The organism is Cellulosimicrobium sp. 22598 (genome assembly GCF_052044445.1).
In the GTDB taxonomy this organism is placed as follows: Bacteria; Actinomycetota; Actinomycetes; order Actinomycetales; family Cellulomonadaceae; genus Cellulosimicrobium; species Cellulosimicrobium cellulans_G.
Genome location: NZ_JBQEMZ010000003.1, coordinates 82,104 through 102,389, shown reverse-complemented (window position 1 = coordinate 102,389; position 20,286 = coordinate 82,104). Strand labels below are relative to the sequence as shown.

Here is a 20,286-nt window from a genome sequence, read left to right as displayed (position 1 = left end):
CTCCGCCGTCGTGCCGGCCGACGGCGGTGCGCCCCACGGCGCCCCGGCCCCGATTGCGGGACCCCAGGGGCTGGGAAAGGATCGGCGCGTGAGCACGGCCCACCGTCCCTCGCTCCCCCGCGCCGCCGCGGACCGTGGCGCGCGCGCGTCGCTCGCCCTCGTCGCGGCGGCGCTCGTCGCCCTCGTGACCGGCCTCGCCCTGCTCCTCCCCGCCGCGACCGCCCACGCTGTGGCCCCGATGGACGTCGCCGACGAGATCACCGACCCCGACGGCGTGCTCGGCGACCGGACCGACGCGGTCCAGGACGCGCTCGACCGCCTCGCGCAGGACACCGACCTCCAGCTCTTCGTCGTGTACGTCGCGAGCTTCGACGGCATGGACGGCGTCGACTGGGCGAACGCCACGGCGAACGCGTCCGGGCTCGGCGTGGACGACCTGCTGCTCGCCGTCGCGACCGAGGACCGCCGCTACGGGCTCTCCTACGACAACAACGTGTCCCTCACCGACGCCGAGCTGGACCGGATCTCCGCCGCGGTGGAGGACGAGCTGCGGGACGACGACTGGGCGGGCGCCGCGATCGCCGCGACCGAGGTCGCGCGCGGCGCGAGCCAGGGCTCCGGGGGCGTGTCCTGGTTCTGGGTCCTGCTCGGCCTCGGCGTGCTCGTCCTCGTGGTCGTGCTGGTCGTCCGGTCGGTCGCGAAGCGCCGCCGCACCACCCCGGGCGGGGTCCCTGCGGAGGGTGGTCTCGCGGCCCTGCCCACCGACGAGCTCAACCGGCGCGCGAGCGCCGCGCTCGTCGCGATCGACGACGCCGTGAAGACCTCGGAGCAGGAGCTCGGCTTCGCGCAGGCCCAGTTCGGCCTCGAGGCGACGCGACAGTTCTCCGCCGCGCTCGCCGAGGGCAAGCAGAAGGTCTCCGAGGCGTTCATGCTGCGCCAGCAGCTCGACGACGACCGCCCCGAGACCGAGCCGCAGGCCCGGGACGCGATGGCCCGCATCGTCGCGCTGTGCGACGAGGTCGCGGCGTCCCTCGACGCCCAGTCGCGCACCTTCGACGAGCTGCGCGACCTCCAGGCGCGCGCCCCGCAGGTGCTCGACGAGACCGACCAGCGCGCGAGCGAGGTCCTCGCCCGCGTCGAGCCGGCGCGCGCGACGCTCGACGCGCTCGCTCGCACGTACCCGCCGACGTCGCTCGCGTCCGTCGCGCAGAACCCCGACCAGGCACAGGCGCTCGTCGCGAACGCCCGCGAGTCCGTCACCCGGGGCCGCGAGGCGCTGGCCGGCAAGGACCGGGCCGCGGCCGTGGCCCTCGCCCGGGCGGCGCAGAACGCCGTGGGGCAGGCGGTCACGCTGCTCGACGCCGTCGACCGGGCCGGCGCGGACCTCGCCGAGTCGGGCCCGCGCCTCGACCGGGGCCTCGCCTCGATCACGTCGGACATCGCCGACGCCGGCCGGCTCGCCCCCGCGGACCCCGCCGTCGCCCCGGCTCTCGCGGAGGCGCAGGCCGCCGCGGCCGCGGCGGGGACCGCGCGCGACGGCGGAGACCCCCTCACTGCGCTGCGGCGCCTCACCGAGGCCGAGGCCGCGCTCGACGCCGCGCTCGCCCCGTTCCGTGAGCGTGCCGAGCAGGCAGCGCGCGCGAACGCGCTCCTGCGCGACACGCTGGCGCGCGTCGACTCGCAGGTCCGCGCGACGAACGACTTCATCGAGACCCGGCGCGGCGCCGTCGGGCCCGAGGCACGCACCCGGCTCTCGGAGGCGATCCGGCTGCTCGGCGAGGCCCGCGCACTCCAGCCGACCGACCCCGTCGCCGCGCTCGAGCGCGCGCAGCAGGCCGACGCGCAGGCGCAGTCCGCCGCGCAGCGCGCCCAGCAGGACGCGTCGAGCTGGCAGTCGTCGCAGGGCGGCGGGATGTTCGGCGGTGGCGGCGGCGGGAGCAACGTCGGGGGCATGGTGCTCGGCGGCATCCTGCTCGACTCGATCCTGCGCGGCGGGGGCGGCGGCCGGTCCGGCGGGTTCGGGGGCGGGAGCTTCGGGGGCGGCTCCGGCGGCGGCGGCTTCGGCGGCGGCCGGTCGGGCGGGCGCTCGGGCGGACGCTCGTCGGGCAGGCGTTCAGGCCGCGGCGGGCGCTTCTGACCAGACTGCGAGCCCCCGGACCAGACCGGACCACGGACGAGACGGACCAGCACACAGCACCGACAGCACGAGACGGCTCATCAGAGAGGGACGACCATGGCGGAGAAGCAGAGCATCTTGGGACGGATCGCGCAGCTCGCCCGCGCGAACATCAACGCGCTCCTGGACAACGCGGAGGACCCGCAGAAGATGCTGGACCAGCTCGTGCGCGACTACACGAACAACATCGCCGACGCCGAGCAGGCCGTCGCGCAGACCATCGGCAACCTGCGCCTCGCCGAGCAGGACTACAACGAGGACGTCGCCGCCGTGCAGGAGTGGGGCCAGAAGGCCGCCGCCGCGTCCGCGCAGGCCGACCGCTACCGGCAGCAGGGCGACACCGCCAACGCCGACAAGTTCGACAACCTCGCCAAGATCGCGCTCGGCAAGCAGATCTCCGCCGAGGGCGAGGTCCGCCAGGCCGAGCCGCTCATCGCGTCCCAGCGCGAGTCCGTCGAGAAGCTCAAGTCCGGCCTCGCGATGATGAAGGACAAGCTGGGCGAGCTGAAGTCCAAGCGCGACTCCCTCGTCGCGCGGCAGAAGAGCGCGCAGGCCCAGCAGACCGTCCAGGGCGCCATCAGCTCGATCAACGTGCTGGACCCCACGAGCGAGATCTCGCGCTACGAGGAGATCGTCCGCCGCGAGGAGGCGCAGGCGATCGGCCAGGCCGAGGTCGCGGCATCGAGCATCGACTCCCAGTTCGCCGAGCTCGAGACGTCCGGCGAGGCCGTCGAGATCGAGGCCCGCCTCGCCGCGCTCAAGCAGGGGTCGTCCCCCGCCCCGCAGGTGTCGCCCACCCAGGTCACGCCCGCGATCGAGTCCGGCACCACGACCCAGGACGCCCCGACCTCCGACTGGTGACGGCCCGCTAGACCCCCGGTCCGCCGAAGGAGAAACCCAGGTCGCGCGCTCCCCCGCGGAAGGGCCGCGGCGTGAGGTCAGGCCGGGACGCTCCGTCCGACGGTCGTGCGGACCTCGGCGACGAAGGCCTCGGCGAGGCGTCGGCCGCCGCCGAGGATCTCCGGCGCGTGCTCGTCGAACCCGGCCAGTGCGGCGGCGGTGTCGACGTCGTCGTACGCGTCGCACCACGCCTCGAAGCCCGCGCGCGCCGTCTCGGGGTGGAACTGCACGCCGAGCGCGGAGCCGAGGCGGAACGCCTGGTAGGGGTACATGTTGGACGACCCGAGCCAGACGGCGCCGCGCGGGAGGTCGACGATCGCGTCGGCGTGCATGCTCGTCACGTACCGCACCGGTGCGTCGCCCGCGGCGAGCGCGGAGAGCACGGGGTCGGCCTCGGCGTCGGCCCGCCAGAACACGCGGGTCGCGCCGGCCTCGCGCCCCGGGGGCGCGGCGACCTGGACCTGGCCGCCGCCGGCGACGGCGAGGAGCTGGGCGCCGAGGCAGATGCCGAGCGTCGGGACGCCGGTCGTCGCGGCCGCGAGCAGGGTCTCGCGCAGCGCGGGGAGCCAGGGGGCGCGCTCGTCGTCGTGCGCGGACATGTGCCCGCCGAGGACGACCAGGCCGTCCCCGACCTCGTCCGCCGACGGAATCGCGTCGCCGTCGTCCGCGCGCACGACCCGCAGGTCGGCGGCGAGCAGCTCGGCGAAGCCGTCGAGCGTGACGTCCGGGGAGTTCTGGACGACCGTGATCCGGACGGTTCCGGTTGCGGCCGTGGCGTCGGTGTCGTACGTGGTCACGAGGTCCGACGGTACCCACTCCGGGGTACCCCGACGCAAACACCCACGTCGTGGACATGGCAGGCGACCGCCGCGCGGATAGGCTGACCAGCATGTCCGACCTCCAGACCCCCGACGGCCGAACGCTGACGACGCCGCGCCGCACCTATCTCGTCGTCGACGGCGAGAACATCGACGCGACGCTCGGCATGAACGTCCTGGGGCACCGGCCCGCGCCGGAGGAGCGGCCACGGTGGGACCGCATCGTGGAGTTCGCCCGTCAGGCCTGGGGCCAGGACGTCACGCCGCTGTTCTTCCTCAACGCGTCGTCGGGCCAGATGCCGATGTCGTTCGTGCAGGCGCTGCTCGCGATGGGCTACCGGCCGATCCCGCTCGCCGGGTCGAGCAGCGAGAAGGTCGTCGACATCGGTATCCAGCGCATGCTGGACGCGATCGTCGACCAGCCGGGCGACGTGCTCCTCGCGAGCCACGACGGCGACTTCCTGCCGCAGGTCGAGACGCTGCTCGAGGACCCCGACCGCCGCGTGGGCGTCCTCGCCTTCCGCGAGTTCGTCAACGTGCGGCTCACCGAGCTCACGGGGCGCGGGCTGCAGGTGTTCGACCTCGAGGACCACGCCGGGGCGTTCACGACCGTCCTGCCGCGCGTGCGCATCATCCCGCTCGAGGAGTTCGACCCGCTGCGCTATCTCTGACCGCCCTGCCGAGTGCCGGGTAGTCGTCGTCGCAGCACGTCCGGGACGACGACTACCCCGCACTCACGGTGGCCGTGGCGCTCAAGCGTGGAGCTCGCGGTACAGGGGCGTCGGGAACGACGCCGTCACGCCGTCGCCGCCGAGGAGCGCCGCGATGCGCTCGGCCTCCGCGGCGACGGCGCGCTCGGCGTCCGACCCCACGTCCTCGAGCAGCCGGAACGCGGGCTCCCCGCCGGGGCGCACGACCCACGCCCCGACGATCCGGCCCTCCCACCAGACCGTCGCGCCGGCGTTGCCGATGGTGTCGAAGACCGCGGCCTTGTGCGGGCCGAGGTACCAGTCGCGCGCGGCCCAGCCCATCGTCGTCGGGTCGAGGGCGGGCAGGAGCGCGACGCTCCCCTCCAGCGGGGCCTCCTCGGGGCCGGGCAGGTCGGTCCCGCGCAGCATCACGCCGGCCTGCGGGGCCGGGTCGTCGGGCGTGCCCGTCTCGACCTCGACGGCGACGACGTCGAGCTCCGCGAGCGCGGCGCGCGTGTCCCGCAGGTTCCAGCCGGTCCACCATGACAGGTCCTTGACCGTCGCGGGGCCGAACACCTCGAGCCAGGACCGGGCCAGCGCCGTGCGCGCGACCGCCTCGTCCATCGCGGGGATGCCGCCCGGGAACCAGTCCTCGACCGGCGACCAGACGTGCCGGTTGGACGACCACGACCCGCGCGGCTCGCCCCGCACGACCGCGCCCTCGGCCGAGAGCAGCGCCGTGAGCGGGGACGTCATGGTGCGGCGCACGTCCCAGGTCTTGGCGGTGGTGGGCAGGAACGCGGTGCGCAGGAGCGGCGCGGCCTTCGACAGGCTCGCGCCGTCCATCGGACCGTGCTCCGCGAGCGCGCCGTGCACCTGGGCCTCGACGGCGGCGAGGAAGGTCGCCGCGTCGTCGACGGGCGGGTCCGTGGGCAGCGTCGCGAGCTGCTTGAGCAGGTGGGCGCGCAGCCGGCGGGCCACCGCGAGCGCCGCGGCCGCGTGCACGACGGGCACCGTCTCGCGCCGCACGACGAACATCGTGCGCCGCATGGCGAGCACCTTCACCAGGGTGCGCCGTCGGAACACGGCGTCCCGGACGTCGTCGAGCACGAGGTCGGGGACGCGCGCGAGGACGGAGAGGTACACGCTCGGGGCGTCGGTGGCGTGCAGGGCGAGCAGCCGGTCGACGACGTCCTCGGGGGTGCGCGCCGCCGGCCGTCCGGGCAGGTCCGTCGCGAGCGCGAGCTGTTGCGCGACGAGTCGCCGCCGCCTCTGGTCCACCGTGATCCGCACGTCCGCCATCCTGCCCGACGCCGCCCACGCGCACCGCGCGGACGGCGTCTCCGGAACGCACCACGGGTGGAGCCCTTTCCCAGGCGACTCCCAGACCGCGGGAGGACACTGGAGGGCATGAGCACCACGCCTGAGGCACGCCTCGTCGTCGTCGACGACGAGCCGAACATCCGCGAGCTGCTGGCCACGTCCCTGCGCTTCGCCGGGTTCGAGGTGCACGCCGCCGCGGACGGGCAGAGCGCCCTGCGGCTCGTGCGCGACGTCGACCCCGACCTCGTCGTGCTCGACGTCATGCTCCCGGACATGGACGGGTTCACCGTCACGCGGCGCCTGCGCGAGAAGGGGCAGCACACACCCGTCGTCTTCCTCACCGCGAAGGACGACACGCGGGACAAGATCACCGGCCTCACCGTCGGCGGCGACGACTACGTGACGAAGCCCTTCAGCCTGGAGGAGGTCGTGGCGCGCATCCGCGCGGTGCTGCGCCGCACGCACGCCGAGCCCGTCGAGGACGCGGTGCTGCGGTTCGCCGACCTGGAGATGGACGAGGACTCGCACGAGGTCCGCCGCGCGGGCATCGACGTCGACCTGTCCCCCACGGAGTTCAAGCTCCTGCGCTACCTCATGCTCAACGCGGGCCGCGTGCTCTCGAAGGCGCAGATCCTCGACCACGTGTGGCAGTACGACTGGGGCGGCGACGCGAACATCGTCGAGTCGTACATCTCGTACCTGCGCCGCAAGATCGACAACCTCACCGTCCCCGGTCCGGACGGCGAGCCCGTCGCCCTCCCGCCGCTCATCCACACCAAGCGCGGCGTGGGCTACCTGCTGCGCCAGCCGCCGACGACGTCATGACGTCCGGCCCCGACCGCACGACGACGGGGTCCCGACCGGTCCCACCGCCCCCTCCCCCGCCCCCCGGGTCGCGCACGGCCCCAGCCGGCCCCGCGCCGTCGGGCACGGGCGACACCTCCGCGGCGGAGGCTCCCTCCTCGCCGGGCGACGGCGGCCCGACGGCGGAGCGCCCCTTCGGCCGACCCGTCCCCACCGAGGGGTGGGGCTGGTTCGCGCGCGTGCCGCTGCGCGCCCGGCTCGTCGCGATCACGGTGCTCCTGCTGGCCGCCGGGCTCGGGCTGGCGTCGGTGGTGACGACCACGGTCGTGTCGAGCTATCTGGTCGAGCAGGTCGACGACCAGCTCAACCGGACGGCGCAGGACCTCGCGAACGAGCCGTTCCAGAGCCTGCCCGGGACAGCCTCGACCATGCCCTCCGACTATTACGTGCTGTATCGGTTCGCAGACGGCTCCGAGGTCGAGCGCAAGACCGACGTCACCCTGCTCCGGTACGGGGTCCCCGACATCCCCGCGCTGTCGGAACCGGAGCTGCGAGCCCTCGACGGCGAACCGTTCACCGTGGATGCCACCACCTCGACTCTCGGGGTGGCCGTCCAGCCGACGCAGTGGCGGGTCATCGCCCTCACACGGCCAACCGAGGACGGCGCGGTGGAGAGCGCGTTCGTGGCGCTGCCGCTGACAGGCATCCACGAGACGGTGAAGATCCTGGGGCGCACGCTCGCCCTGTCCGCCCTGGGCATCGCGCTCGTCGGCGGCGCGATCGCCTTCCTGGCGGTGCACCGCTCGCTGCGCCCGCTGCGCGAGATCGAGGAGACGGCGGCGGACATCGCGGCGGGCGACCTGTCGCGGCGCGTGCGCCCCGCCCCGCCGACGACCGAGGTGGGCTCGCTGGCCGCGTCGCTCAACGCGATGCTCTCGCAGATCGAGGAGGCGTTCGCGGTCCAGGAGGCGTCCGAGGAGCGGATGCGGCGGTTCGTGTCCGACGCGAGCCACGAGCTGCGCACGCCGCTCGCGACGATCCGCGGCTACGGCGAGCTGTACCGGATGGGGGCGCTCGACACGCCCGACAAGGTCGACGACACGATGGGGCGCATCGAGGACTCGGCGACCCGCATGGGCACGCTCGTCAACGACCTGCTCGCGCTCGCGCGGCTCGACGAGGGTCGACCGCTGCGGCACGAGCCCGTGGACCTCGTGTCGCTCGCACGCGACTCCGCGCAGGACCTGCACGCGCTCGACCCGACCCGGGACGTCCGCCTGGTCGGCCTGTCGGCCGGTGCGCAGGCTCCGGACGCGCTGCGCGTGGTCGGCGACGAGGACCGCCTGCGCCAGGTGCTCGCGAACCTCGTCGGGAACGTCGCGCGCCACACGCCCGCGGGGACGCCGGTCGAGATCGCGCTGGGCACCGTCCGCCCCGCGACGCCCCCCGACGACGTGCCGGACGGCGCCCGCGACACGGTCGCCGTGCTCGAGGTGCGCGACCACGGCCCGGGCGTCCCCGACGAGCAGCGCGGCCGGGTGTTCGAGCGGTTCTACCGCGCGGACTCCTCGCGCAACCGCGCCTCGGGCGGGTCGGGCCTGGGCCTGGCCATCGTCGCCGCGATCGTGGGCGCGCACCGGGGGCGCGTGTCGGTGCGTGAGACGACGGGCGGCGGCCTCACCGTCCGCGTGGACCTCCCGCTCGCCTCCTGACGGACGCGCACCCCGTCCCACCTGCGGGTCTGCCCCGGTCCGCACGACGTGACGCGCGGAGGTCCTCGCCGCGGTCCCGAGCCGGCGCCGAGTGCGGCTACGATGGCGGGTCGTCCCGCGAGACCTAGGCTGGTCGTGAGGCCGCGCGGCGACGCGGGGGCCTCCGCGCCAGGTGCCCACCTGGTGACGACGACCTCCGTCATCTCCTCGTGTCCGTCGAAGTGTCCGTCGAAGAAGGCGAAAGTTCATGGGCGTCTACAGCGCCGACGCACCGCAGTGGTTCCTCTCCTCGTTCGTCCGCAGCGCCCGCGGCGCCGGGGCGACCGCCCCGGACGACGAGGTCCGCGCCGTCGGGCAGGGGCTGCTCGACCGCTGGGACCAGCCGGACCGCCACTTCCACAACCGGCGGCACCTCGCCGACGTGCTCGGCCGGGTCGACGAGCTCTCCGAGGAGACCCACGACCCCGACCTGGTGCGGCTCGCCGCCTGGTACCACGGCGCGATCTTCGATGCGAAGGGCCGTGCGACGTACGCGAACAAGGGCGGCGAGGACGAGTCCGCGAGCGCCACGCTCGCGACCGCCGAGCTCACGAGCCTGGGGGTCCCCGAGCCGGCGGTCCGCCGCGTCGCGTACCTCGTGAACGCCCTCGTGCGGCACGCGCCGGACGCGTCGGACTTCGACTGCGCGGTGCTGTGCGACGCCGACCTCGCGATGCTCGCCGCCGAGCCGCAGCGCTACAAGGAGTACCTCAAGGACGTGCGCGACGAGTACGCGCACATCCCGAAGCCCGACTACGTGCGGGCCCGGATCGCGATCCTCACGAAGCTGCTCGACCGCCGCTCGCTCTTCTCGAGCCCGCTCGGCGCGGCGTGGGAGGAGCCCGCGCGGCAGAACCTCGACGCGGAGCTGCAGCGGCTGCGCAAGGAGCAGCGCAAGCTGGCAGAGGCGTCGACGCCGTCCACAGGCCCGGCCTCCTGACCCGTCGTCCACAGGGACGCCGTCGCTGCCCGCAGCGCCCGGCGTCCCCTGGTTAGCGTCGTCGTCGCCCGGCGCGTGTCGGGCACAGGACGGTCCGCGGGCCGACGAGACGACGGAGACGACATGAGCCGGTACGAGGTCGACAGCGCACGGGTGGCCCAGGCGAGCGCGGCGGTGAACGGGTCGGTGACCGCGATCCGGGCCGAGGTCGGCGCCATGATGCGCCACCTCACCGACCTGCAGGCGTCGTGGCGCGGCGGGGCGGCGACGTCGTTCACGGGCGTGATGACGCAGTGGCAGACCACGCAGAACCAGGTCGAGCTCGCGCTCGACGACATCACGGCGGCGCTCGGCGCGGCCGCCCAGACGTACGCGGACGCCGAGTCGCAGGCCGCGCGGCTCTTCACGACGCGTTAGGCGCCGGAGCGTCGGCGGCGTGTCAGGTGTCGAGGTCGACGACGGCGAGAGGGTCGCCGGCGCGCACGTGGTCGCCGGGGCGCACCACGACGTCGAGGACGTGGCCGTCGGACGGGGAGAGCACGGGCAGCTCGAGCTTCATCGCCTCGAGCACGACCACGGGCGTGCCCTCGGTGACGCGTCGCCCCGGCGGCGTCTCCACGCGCCACACCACCCCGCCCAGCGGCGCGCGCAGGACGGTGCGCGACGGGTCGTCGAGGTCGGCGGAGGCACCAGCGGCGTCGCGCGCGCCGGCGGACGCGCGTCCGCCGCGCGCGGTCGCGCGGGCGGCCGACCCGACGAGCTCCCCCGCCTCGGCCCAGGCTGCGGCCTCGCGCCCGAACGCGGCGCGCCGCGCCGCCACGACCGCCGCGATGTCGTCCGCCTCCCGGGCGAGGAGCGCGGCGTGCTCGCGACCGGAGAAGACCCCGTCCTCCACCGGGACCTCGAGGACCCCCGCGCGGGCCGCCGCGCGTCGTTCGGCGAGCTCGTCCGGGTCGACCGGCTCCCACACGATCCGGTCGAAGTACCGGAAGAGCCACGGGACGCCCGGGCGGAACGGCGGCCGCTGGGCGTGCGCCGACCAGACGGGGATCGTCCGGCCGACGAGCTGGTAGCCCCCGGGACTCGCCATGCCGTACACGCACAGGAACGCGCCCCCGAGCCCGACGGCGTCGGACGGGGTCCACGTGCGAGCGGGGGTGTACTTGGTCGTGAGCAGGCGGTGCCGGGGGTCGACCGGCACGGCGAGCGGGGCGCCGAGGTACACGTCGCCGAGGCCGAGCACGAGGTACTCGGCGTCGAGGACGGTGCGCCGCACGTCGTCGACGGTCGCGAGCCCGTTGGCCCGCCGGACGAAGTCGACGTTGGACGGCAGCCACGGCGCGTCCGACCGGACCCCGGCCGCGTACCGCTCGACGGCGTCGCGGATCGCGGGGTCCTCCCAGCTCAGCGGAAGCCGGAGCACGCGGCTCGGGACCTCGATCGCGTCGCTGCGGGGCAGGCCCTGCTCCAGCTCGCGCAGCAGCCCCACCAGGGCCGGCACGGGCAGGGTGTCCGGGTCGACGTGCACGTGGAGCGTGCGGACCCCCGGCGTCACGTCGAGCAGCCCCCGGGGGGCCGCTGCCTCGAGCCCCTGCGCGAGCGCGTGGACGCGCAGCCGGTCGTGCAGGTCGAGCCCGGCGCCGCCGTCGTACTCGACGAGCACCGCGTCGTCGGCGCCGCGCAGGTAGCGGACGGCCGGCCGGCCGCCGACGCGTGGCGCCGGGTCCGGTGCCGCCGGGACGTCGTCCCCGCGGAACGCGTCGGCGTCACGCCCCCGCACGGCACGCACGTCGGTCGGGACGCGCGCCGCCGCGCGGGCGGCGTCGTCTCGACGCAGCCGGTCGGCGCCGTCGTCGTGGACGGTCACGAACCGCACGACGTCTCCCGGGCGCATCTGCCCGAGCTTCCACCGGGAGCCCGCGACGACGGTGAGCGCGCACACGAAGCCGCCGAGGCTCGGCCCGTCCGGTCCGAGCAGGATCGGCGTGTCCCCGCTGATGTTCAGCGCACCCACCGAGTACGGGTTGTCGAGCACGGTGGACGGGTGGAGCCCCGCGTCCCCGCCGTCGGGCCGCACCCACGTCAGCGGCGGCCCCGCGAGCCGGACGCCGGTCCGGTCCGCGTGCGGCAGGACGCGCCACCACGACGTCCGCAGCCGGCCCAGCGCCGCCGCCGTGAGCGCCGCGGACTGCGGTCCCGTCGTCACGGCGAGCTCCCACGAGTGGCCCATCCGGGGACGGTCGCCGGTCGGCACAGGGCCCGGCCCGTGCGTCGTCCCCGGACGACGGCCACCGGTCGCCGCGGGCAGCGCACCGGTGGCCCCGGCGTGGCGCCCCGCAGCGGGTCCTGTACGCCCCCCGAGCGCGGCGCCGTCCGCCGGGGTCAGCACGTCCCCCGCCCCGAGCGCGCGCCCGGCCTGGCCGCCGACGGCGCCGAGGACGAACGTCGCCGCCGACCCGAGATACGCCGGGACGTCCAGCCCGCCCCTGACGAGCACGTAGGTCCGCAGCCCGACGCCGTGCGGCGCGCCGACGGCGAGCACGCCGCTCGCCGGGACCACGACCGGCTCCCACTGCCGGACGCGCGCACCGTCGACCGTGACGGGCGCCGGCGCGCCGGTGACGCACACCGTGGCCTCGTGGGAGAACCGGAGGGTCGGGCCGGCCAGGGTGCACTCGAGCCCGGCCGCGCCCTCGGGGTTGCCGAGCGCGCGGTTCCCGGCGCGGAAGGACAGGTCGTCCATCGGTCCCGACGGCGGGATCCCCACGCCCCAGTAGCCCGTGCGTCCCGGCCAGTCCTGGACCGTCGTGAGGACTCCCGGGTCGAGCACGTCGATCCAGGGTGCGGGGTCCCGCACCGTGGCGAGGGTCGCCGTGGTCGCCGTGCCCGCGACCACGGCAGGGTCCGCGAGCGCCGCGCGCAGCAGCGACACGTTCGTCGGGACGCCGTCGACGCGCACGTCGCCCAGCGCGTCGCGCAGCCCCGCGACCGCGGCCTCGTGCGACACGGCGCGCACGACCACCTTCGCGACCAACGGGTCGGCGTGGGGACCGAGCTCGTCGCCCACGCTCGCGCCGGTCTCGACCCGGACCGCGCGCCGCCGGTCCGCGGTGGTGCCGCCGTCGTCCGTCGCCGCGCGCCCGGCCGGGAGGTCGAGCCGCGCGAGCGTGCCCGCGACGGGTCGGCCGTGCCGCACGTCCTCGGCGTAGACGCGCGCCTGCGCCGCCGCCCCCCGGACCGCGGGTCCCGACGGCGGCACGTCGTCGAGCACGGTCGTGTCGCCGAGGGCGAGGCGCAGCATCCAGCCCATCAGGTCGACACCGGTGACCTCCTCGGTCACGGTGTGCTCGACCTGGATCCGCGGGTTCACCTCGAGGAACGTGACCTCGCCGGAACCGACGTCGAGCAGCGCCTCCAGCGTCGCGGCGGAGCGCAGCCCGACGCGCGCCGCGAGGCGACGTGCGCCGTCGTGCAGGGCCCTGCGGACGCCGGGGTCGAGTCCGGGCGCGGGCGCGACCTCGACGACCTTCTGGTGGCGGCGCTGGAGCGAGCAGTCCCGGTCCCCGAGCGAGACCACACGACCCGCGCCGTCGCCGAAGAGCTGCACCTCGAGATGCCGCGCCCGGTCGACGTGGCGCTCGACGAACAACCGCCCGGACGACCCCGGGCGCGACGACTCCCGCCGCCACGCCGCGGCGAGCCCCTCCGCGTCGCGGCACACGTGCACGCCCGTCCCGCCCCCGCCGCCCGCGTCCTTGAGCACGAGCGGGAAGCCGATCTCCTGCGCCCAGCCGAGCGCGTCCTCCAGCCCGCCCAGCACCGGCGACCCGGGCAGCACCCGGAGGCCGCACTCCTGCGCGAGCACCCGGGCGCGCGCCTTGTCGCCGAGGACGCGGAGCTGCTCGGGCGTCGGCCCCGCGAACGCCACGCCCGCCGCCTCGACCGCCGCGGCGAAGTCGGCGTCCTCCGCGCGGAACCCGTAGCCCGGGTGCAGGAGGTCCGCGCCCGCGGCGAGCGCCGCGTCGAGCAGCCGGCGACCGTCGTCGTAGGACTCGGCGACCGGAGCGGGACCGATCCGCACCGCCTGGTCCGCGAGCCGGACGTGGCGGGCGCCGCGGTCCGCGTCGGAGTGCACGGCGACGGTGCGCAGCCCGAGCCCCCGCGCGCTGCGCAGCACGCGGCAGGCGATCTCGCCGCGGTTCGCGACGAGCAGCGTGGCGGCCATCGCCCTCCCCGGGCCGGTGCGCGGACGAGGCCGCGCCTCGCCGTCGGACAGAACGGCCCCAGCCTAGAACCCGTCCGTGCCGCCCGGGCGTCGTCCGCACGACGTCAGGTCACCACGTCCGAACAGGCGACCCGGCAGGCCGAACAGGCGATCCCGGCGCGTCGGCCGAGCAGGAGGAGCCCGGACCACCTGTTCGGCGCAGGGCCCTCAGACCGCGAGGGCCATGCGGGAGAGGGCTCGGGCCGCTCGTTCCATGACGACGGCGAGCGACTCGCCCACGTGCAGGTGGAGCGCGGTGCGGGCCTCGGGGAGGCGGTCGGCGAGCGCGAGCTCGAGGATCTCGATGTGCTCGTCGATGGTGATCCGGATGCGCTCGGACTCGACGAAGTCGTACATGCGCACCGCGCGCACCTTCTCGTTGACCTCGACGAGCGCCTCGGTCAGCCGCTCGTTCCCCGCGGCCCGGGACAGCACGGTGTGGAAGCGCTCGTCGAGGAGCACGAAGCTCGGGTCGGGCTCGGGCGGCGCGGCGCGCAGCTCGACCCACCGGGCGAGCTCGTCGCGCAGCGCGTCGGCGTCGTAGCGCAGCTCGGTGTTCTCGATGATGCGCTCGACCCCGCGCAGCTCGAGCGTCACGCGCAGCTCGTAGAGGTCGCGCAGCTCGGCGAGGCTGGGCACGACGACGGCGTACCCGAAGTCGGTGCGCTGGATGAGCCCGTCGGACAGGAGCCGGGACAACGCCTCGCGCACCGGGGTGCGCGACACCTCGAACCGCCGGCTCAGCTTGGGCTCGGTGAGCCGCTCGCGCGGGTCGACCCGGCCGTTGAGGATCTCCGCGCGGAGCCGTGTGTAGACGGCGTCGCGCAGCGAGGTCGCTGCCGGTTCCGGCGCGGTCACGATGTCCATGCGGCGTCTCCTGGTCGTCCGGCCCGTGCGTCGTGCTCCTGCCCTGCCTCCATCCTCTCGCACCGCGCCGCCCCGTCCGGCCGTCGCGCGGCACGCGACCGGTCGACGCCGCCCGGACCGTCACACCGCCATCGCGGCACGGACGCTCTCCTCGGCGGCCTCGCCGCCGGACCCCCGGCTCGTCACGCGCCCGGACTGCAGGACGACGTAGTCGCGCGCGGCGCCGAGCGCGAACCCGACGTGCTGCTCGACCAGCAGCACCGACAGGCCGCCCGCGTCGGTGAGCGTGAGGATCGCGTCCTCGATCTCGGTGACGACGGACGGCTGGATGCCCTCGGTCGGCTCGTCGAGCACGAGCACGCGCGGGCCGGTGACGAGGGCGCGCGCTATCGCGAGCTGCTGCCGCTGCCCGCCGGACAGGAGCCCGGCCCGTCGGCCGAGGAGCCCGCGCAGCGCCGGGAACAGGTCGAGCGCCTCGTCGAGGCGTCGCGGCCCCTCGCGCGACGTGTCGGCGACGAGCTGGAGGTTCTCGCGCGCCGTGAGGTCGCCGAACGACTGCTGCCCCTGCGGCACGTACGCGAGACCGCGCCGCACCCGCTGATAGGTGGGCAGCCGGGTGACGTCCTCGCCGTCGAGCACGACGCGCCCCGACCGGGCCTTGAGCAGCCCGAGCGCGGTCCGCAGCAGCGTCGTCTTGCCGGCGCCGTTGTGCCCCAGCACGGCGGCGACACCGCCCGTCGGCACCGCGAGGTCGACGCCGTGCAGCACCATCGTCCGGCCGTAGCCCGCGTGCAAGCCCGTGAGCTCGAGCATCACGCCTCCTTCTCGTCGGTCGTCGGGGCCGCCGACGTGGGCGCCGCGCCCCGCCGTCGGGCTCCGCGGGTCGCGCCCGCGCTGCCGAGGTAGACCTCCTGCACGCGCGGGTCGGCCTGCACCTCGGCGTACGTGCCCTCGGCGAGCACCTGCCCGAGGTGCAGCACCGTCACCGAGGACGCGAACGCCCGGAGGAACTCCATGTCGTGCTCGACGACCACGACCGTCCGCTGGGCGCCGATCCGTTGCAGCAGCTCCCCGGTCTGCTCGCGCTCGGCCTGGCTCATGCCCGCGACGGGCTCGTCGAGCAGCAGCAGGCGAGCGTCCTGGACGAGCAGCATCCCGATCTCGAGCCACTGCTTCTGCCCGTGCGCGAGGATCCCGGCCTGGACGTCGCGCAGGTGCGCGAGGCCCACGGTCTCGAGCGCCTGCTCGACGGCCTCGGGCGTCGACGTCCGACGCCGCAGGAGCGCGAGCGGCCCGCGGCCCGCCCCCGCGGCGATGTCGAGGTTCTGGAGCACGCTGAGCTCCTCGAACACGCTCGCCGTCTGGAACGTCCGCCCGACGCCGGCCCGCGCGATGCGGTGCGTCTTCCTGCCGAGCAGGTCGACCCCGCCGAACTGCACCGACCCCGACGCCTTGGCGAGACCGGTGATCGCGTCCACGATCGTCGTCTTGCCCGCGCCGTTGGGCCCGATGAGGAACCGGAGGTCCCCCGCGGTGACGGTGAGGTCGACGCCCTGGACGGCGACGAACCCGTCGAACTCGACGCGCAGGTCGCGCACCTCGAGGTAGTCGTGCCGGAAGCGCGAGTCGTCGACGCCGAGGACGGACTGCGCCGCCTCGAGGTCGAGCCCGTCGCCCGCGACGCCGGTCTCGAGGACGGCGCCCGCCTCGGGCGCCGGCGCCGTGCCCGACGCCGGTCCGGTGGGTTGCGTGGTCATGCGATCCTCCCGGAGGTGGCGGGGTCGTGGTCGACGGCGGTCGGCGCCTCGGCCGTCGGGTCACCAGGGTCCGGCTCGCCCGGGCGGCCCCCGGCCGCGGTGCCGCCGTCTGCCGGGTCGGGTGCGCCGCCGTCGGGCACGGTGCCGCGGCGCGAGCGGCGCCACCGCGTGACCAGCTCGGCGAGCCCGCCGGGCAGGAACGCGACGACGACGATGAAGAGCGCGCCCTGCGCGTAGATCCAGCCGGACGGGAACGCCTCGGAGAGGCTCGTCTGCGCCCAGCTCACGGCGATCGACCCGAGCACCGGGCCGAGCAGGGTGGCCCGGCCGCCGATCGCGACGCCGACGAGGAACCCGATCGACGGGACGACGCCCACGTCGGCGGGCGAGATGATGCCGACGATCGGGACGAACAGGGCGCCGCCCACGGCGGCCATGAACGCGGCGACGGCGTACGCGACGACCTTGACCTTCGCGGGGTCGTAGCCGAGGAACCGCACCCGGTTCTCCTGGTCGCGCACGGCGACGAGCAGCTCGCCGTACCGCGACACCATGAGCTGGCGCGCGACCGCGACCATGACGAGCAGGGCGCCCGCGGCGAGGAAGAAGAGCATGCGCTTGTTCACCGGGTCCGCGAGGTCGTACCCGAAGAACGACCGGAACCCGTTGAGGCCGTTGGTGCCGCCCGTCGTCGCCTGCTGGCCGATGAGCAGGATCGCGAACGCCGCCGCGAGCGCCTGGGAGAGGATCGCGAAGTACGCGCCGCGCACGCGCCGCGTGAAGACGGCGAACCCGAGCAGCGCCGCGAGACCGGCAGGCACGATCGCGATGGCGAGGATCGTCACGACCGGCGACCGGAACGGCTCCCACCAGCCCGGCACCTCGCCCGAGCCGTACAGCATCATGAAGTCCGGCACGCCACCGGATCCCTCGACCGGCCCGGCGTCGGCAAGCTTGAGGTGCATCGCCATGAGGTAGGCGCCGAGGCCGAAGAACACGCCCTGCCCGAGCGTGAGCATCCCCCCGCGGCCCCACGCGAGGCCGATGCCGACGGCGACCATCGCGAGGCACAGGAACTTGCCGAGCAGGCCGAGCCGGAACGTGGAGAGCGTCGCGGGCGCGACGGCGAACAGCAGGACCGCGGCGACGGCGAACCCGACGATCACGCGGGCGCGTGACGAGCGGTACAGGGCGGAGAGCCGCGACGGGCTCTCGGTGGTGACGGCGCTCATGCGAGGCTCCTCGTCCGGACCGACACGAGGCCCTGGGGTCGCACCTGGAGGAAGACGACGATGACGACGAACACGAGCACCTTGGCGATGCTCGCCGTCGTCGAGTACTCGAAGGTCGCCTGGAGCAGCCCGAGCGCGAACGCCGCGATGACCGTGCCCTTGATCTGCCCGATGCCGCCCGCGACGACGACGAGGAACGCGTCGACGATGTAGCTCGTGCCGAGCGTGGGGCCGATGGACCCGAGGAGCGTGAGCGCGACCCCCGCGATGCCGGCGAGACCGGACCCGATGAAGAACGTCAGGCGGTCCGTCGTCCGTGTGGAGACGCCGCTCGCCTCGGCGAGGTCGCGGTTCTGCACGACGGCGCGGATCCGCCGCCCGAGCGGCGTCACCTTGAGCACGACGGCGAGAGCGACGACCGCGACGACCGCGAGCGCGAGGATGAAGAGGCGCGTCTTGGGCACGGCCAGGCCGAACAGGTCGACGGCGCCGCTCAGCCAGGCCGGGGCGCGCACGTCGACGTTCGGGGCGCCGAACACGTCGCGCGCGACCTGCTGCAGCACGAGCGCGACGCCCCACGTGACGAGGAGCGTGTCGAGCGGCCGCTTGTACATGCGGTGGATGAGCGTCGCCTCGAGGAGCAGGCCGAGCAGACCGCCGACGAGGAACCCGAGCGGCAGCGACACGAGCAGCGAGACGCCGGCGTTGCCGACGACCCCCTGCACGACGAACGCCGTGTAGGCGCCCGCCATCATGAACTCGCCGTGCGCCATGTTGATGACGCCCATCTGGCCGAACGTGAGCGCCAGCCCGAGGGCGGCGAGGAGCAGGACCGAGCCGAGGCTCAGCCCCGCGAAGAGCTGCGAGAACAGCACATCCATGGGCGTCGTGCCTTCCGGTGGGTGCGTAGCAGGACGGGTGACGTGACCGCCGAGGTGGGGGCCGGGGGTGTGCGTGCCGGGTCGTGGCGGGACTGGCGGGAGCCCGCGAGGAACGAGCGGGCGGATGGTAGACCCGGCACGCACACCCCCGGTCCCCGCCGGACTCAGCGGGTCGGGAGCGACGAAGTCGTCAGGAGAGGCCCTCGGCCCAGTCGTAGCCCTCGAGGTACGGGTCGGGCTCGATCGGCTCGCCCGAGCTCCACTCGGTGTAGATGAGGCCGTCGGGGCCGATCTTGCCGATGAGGGCGGTCTTGGCGATGTGGTGGTTGTCGCCGTTCACGGTGACGGAGCCCTCCGGCGCGTCGAACGTGACGCCGTCCGCGGCCTCCTGGACGTCGGCGACGTCGAACGACTCCGCCTTCTCGACCATGCCCTTCCACAGGTAGAGCGACGTGTACGCCGCCTCCATCGGGTCGGACGTCACGCGGTCGGCGCCGTACTCGGCCTGGAACGCCTCGACGAACGTCGCGTTCTCCGGGCTGTCGATGGTCTGGTAGTAGTTCCAGGCCGTGAGCTGGCCCTCGACGTTCTCGACGCCGACGCCGCCCACCTCCTCCTCCGCGATCGACACCGACACGACGGGCATGGTGTCCGGGCCCAGGCCCGCGTTCTTGTACTCCTTGAAGAACGCGACGTTGGAGTCGCCGTTGAGCGTGTTGAACACGGCGTCCGCCCCGGCGGACTTCACCTTGTTGACGATCGTCGAGAAGTCGGTGTGGCCGAGGGGGGCGTACTCCTCGCCGAGGACCTCGATGCCGTTCGCCTCCGCGTAGGCGTTGATGATCTTGTTCGCCGTGCGCGGGAAGACGTAGTCGGAGCCGACGAGGAAGATCGAGGTGACCCCCTGCTCCTTCAGGTAGTCGAGCGCGGGGACGATCTGCTGGTTGGTCGTGGCGCCGGTGTAGAAGATGTTCGGCGACGACTCGAGGCCCTCGTACTGGACCGGGTAGAAGAGCAGCGAGTCCTGCGCCTCGAAGACGGGGAGCATCGCCTTGCGCGAGGCGGACGTCCAGCCGCCGAACACCGCGGCGACGCAGTCGCTCGTGATGAGCTTCTCCGCCTTCTCGGCGAAGACCGTGGGCTCGGACTGGCCGTCCTCCTGGACGATCTCGAGCTGCTTGCCGAGCACGCCGCCGTCGGCGTTGATCTCCTCGGCCGCGAGGGCGAGGGAGTCGGCGACGGTCTGCTCGGAGATCGCCATGGTGCCGGACAGAGAGTTGAGGAAGCCGATCTTGACGGTGTCGCCGGAGGTGTCGACGCAGCTCTCGGCGGCGCTGGTCGCGGCGCCCGCTCCGTCGCCGGTCTCCGTCCTCGCGCCGCACGCGGTGAGCGTGAGCGCGAGGGCGACGAGAGCGGCAGCCGGGGCGAGACGGGTCGTGGCGCGTGAAGGTGTCACGAGAGTCCTTTCAGCGAGGGTCGCACAGCGGAGTTCTCCGCAGGTTTCTCAGCAGGGAGCCGGCGGCCGCCGGGCAGGCGGTCGCTCGCCGCGAGCACCGGGTACAGGCATGTATACGTTGTTGTGCCCGTAGCGGTGCCCACTGATGTCGACGCTAGTGACGCCGTGTTTCGGCCGATCTGCCCGTCCTGTTAACGGCACGTGTCACACGGTCACGATCCGGTCACGCGCCCGGGAACGTCTCTCGAGGCAGACTCCCCGGTCGGCCGAGGTAGAGCCCTGGTCAGCCGAGGTAGAGCCCTGGGTCTGCCGAGGTAGAGCCCTGGGTCTGCCGAGGTAGAGCCGTAGTCGGCCGAGGTAGAGCCGTGGTCGTGGAGCGTTCTCGAACCTCGTCTCTACCTCGCGCGACCGGAGCTCTACCTCGCGAC

The 20,286-nt window shown here is 74.5% G+C and carries 16 protein-coding genes; 7 read left to right on the top strand and 9 right to left on the bottom strand.

Annotated features, from left to right (window positions below; all coding sequences use genetic code 11):
• The first annotated feature begins 88 nt into the window (after nucleotides 1–88).
• Together ACTJIY_RS04785 and ACTJIY_RS04780 are read left to right on the top strand one after the other, a co-directional pair.
• Nucleotides 89–2,137 carry a TPM domain-containing protein gene (locus ACTJIY_RS04785; RefSeq protein ID WP_440673742.1) on the top strand — a complete coding sequence of 683 codons (2,049 nt, stop codon included), beginning with the start codon at nucleotides 89–91 and terminating at the stop codon, nucleotides 2,135–2,137.
• Between the two features lie 96 nt (nucleotides 2,138–2,233).
• Nucleotides 2,234–3,037, top strand: a complete 804-nt coding sequence (locus tag ACTJIY_RS04780; RefSeq protein ID WP_440673741.1) for a PspA/IM30 family protein — start codon at nucleotides 2,234–2,236, stop codon at nucleotides 3,035–3,037.
• A 77-nt stretch (nucleotides 3,038–3,114) separates the two neighbouring features.
• Here the strand turns inward: ACTJIY_RS04780 and ACTJIY_RS04775 are convergent, their stop codons facing one another.
• Nucleotides 3,115–3,873, bottom strand: a complete 759-nt coding sequence (locus ACTJIY_RS04775) for a type 1 glutamine amidotransferase (RefSeq protein WP_440673740.1) — start codon at nucleotides 3,871–3,873, stop codon at nucleotides 3,115–3,117.
• A gap of 92 nt (nucleotides 3,874–3,965) precedes the next feature.
• Between ACTJIY_RS04775 and ACTJIY_RS04770 the strand changes: the two genes are divergently transcribed.
• Nucleotides 3,966–4,565: an NYN domain-containing protein gene (locus ACTJIY_RS04770; protein ID WP_353708486.1), complete on the top strand. Its 600-nt coding sequence runs from the start codon at nucleotides 3,966–3,968 to the stop codon at nucleotides 4,563–4,565.
• Between the two features lie 81 nt (nucleotides 4,566–4,646).
• Here the strand turns inward: ACTJIY_RS04770 and ACTJIY_RS04765 are convergent, their stop codons facing one another.
• Nucleotides 4,647–5,876: a winged helix DNA-binding domain-containing protein gene (locus tag ACTJIY_RS04765; RefSeq protein WP_440673739.1), complete on the bottom strand. Its 1,230-nt coding sequence runs from the start codon at nucleotides 5,874–5,876 to the stop codon at nucleotides 4,647–4,649.
• Nucleotides 5,877–5,993: 117 nt separating this feature from the next.
• On the opposite strand from ACTJIY_RS04765, the gene ACTJIY_RS04760 reads away from it, so the two are divergent.
• From ACTJIY_RS04760 to ACTJIY_RS04745, 4 genes are all read left to right on the top strand, one after another.
• Nucleotides 5,994–6,731, top strand: coding sequence for a response regulator transcription factor (locus ACTJIY_RS04760; RefSeq protein ID WP_253052672.1), 738 nt, complete (start codon nucleotides 5,994–5,996; stop codon nucleotides 6,729–6,731).
• Nucleotides 6,728–8,422: a sensor histidine kinase gene (locus ACTJIY_RS04755; protein ID WP_353708484.1), complete on the top strand. Its 1,695-nt coding sequence runs from the start codon at nucleotides 6,728–6,730 to the stop codon at nucleotides 8,420–8,422. The genes ACTJIY_RS04760 and ACTJIY_RS04755 overlap by 4 nt, the downstream gene beginning before the upstream one ends.
• A gap of 247 nt (nucleotides 8,423–8,669) precedes the next feature.
• The gene (locus ACTJIY_RS04750; RefSeq protein ID WP_353708483.1) at nucleotides 8,670–9,401 is read left to right on the top strand and encodes an HD domain-containing protein; all 732 of its coding nucleotides are present in this window, start codon (nucleotides 8,670–8,672) and stop codon (nucleotides 9,399–9,401) included.
• Between the two features lie 123 nt (nucleotides 9,402–9,524).
• Nucleotides 9,525–9,818, top strand: a complete 294-nt coding sequence (locus ACTJIY_RS04745) for a WXG100 family type VII secretion target (protein ID WP_237840153.1) — start codon at nucleotides 9,525–9,527, stop codon at nucleotides 9,816–9,818.
• A 22-nt stretch (nucleotides 9,819–9,840) separates the two neighbouring features.
• Here the strand turns inward: ACTJIY_RS04745 and uca are convergent, their stop codons facing one another.
• From uca to urtA, 7 genes are all read right to left on the bottom strand, one after another.
• The gene (uca, locus tag ACTJIY_RS04740) at nucleotides 9,841–13,626 is read right to left on the bottom strand and encodes an urea carboxylase (RefSeq protein ID WP_440673738.1); all 3,786 of its coding nucleotides are present in this window, start codon (nucleotides 13,624–13,626) and stop codon (nucleotides 9,841–9,843) included.
• 207 nt (nucleotides 13,627–13,833) lie between these two features.
• Nucleotides 13,834–14,532, bottom strand: coding sequence for a GntR family transcriptional regulator (locus tag ACTJIY_RS04735; RefSeq protein ID WP_155097874.1), 699 nt, complete (start codon nucleotides 14,530–14,532; stop codon nucleotides 13,834–13,836).
• Nucleotides 14,533–14,652: 120 nt separating this feature from the next.
• The gene (urtE, locus tag ACTJIY_RS04730) at nucleotides 14,653–15,345 is read right to left on the bottom strand and encodes an urea ABC transporter ATP-binding subunit UrtE (RefSeq protein ID WP_253052664.1); all 693 of its coding nucleotides are present in this window, start codon (nucleotides 15,343–15,345) and stop codon (nucleotides 14,653–14,655) included.
• Nucleotides 15,345–16,289 (bottom strand): urea ABC transporter ATP-binding protein UrtD, encoded by a 945-nt coding sequence (gene urtD, locus ACTJIY_RS04725; RefSeq protein WP_440673737.1) that lies wholly within the window; start codon nucleotides 16,287–16,289, stop codon nucleotides 15,345–15,347. The genes urtE and urtD overlap by 1 nt, the downstream gene beginning before the upstream one ends.
• Nucleotides 16,286–17,521, bottom strand: a complete 1,236-nt coding sequence (urtC, locus tag ACTJIY_RS04720; protein ID WP_440673736.1) for an urea ABC transporter permease subunit UrtC — start codon at nucleotides 17,519–17,521, stop codon at nucleotides 16,286–16,288. The genes urtD and urtC overlap by 4 nt, the downstream gene beginning before the upstream one ends.
• The gene (gene urtB, locus ACTJIY_RS04715; protein WP_353708479.1) at nucleotides 17,518–18,402 is read right to left on the bottom strand and encodes an urea ABC transporter permease subunit UrtB; all 885 of its coding nucleotides are present in this window, start codon (nucleotides 18,400–18,402) and stop codon (nucleotides 17,518–17,520) included. Before urtB ends, urtC begins: the two co-directional genes overlap by 4 nt.
• A 190-nt stretch (nucleotides 18,403–18,592) precedes the next feature.
• The gene (urtA, locus tag ACTJIY_RS04710) at nucleotides 18,593–19,858 is read right to left on the bottom strand and encodes an urea ABC transporter substrate-binding protein (protein ID WP_440673735.1); all 1,266 of its coding nucleotides are present in this window, start codon (nucleotides 19,856–19,858) and stop codon (nucleotides 18,593–18,595) included.
• Nucleotides 19,859–20,286: the final 428 nt, after the last annotated feature.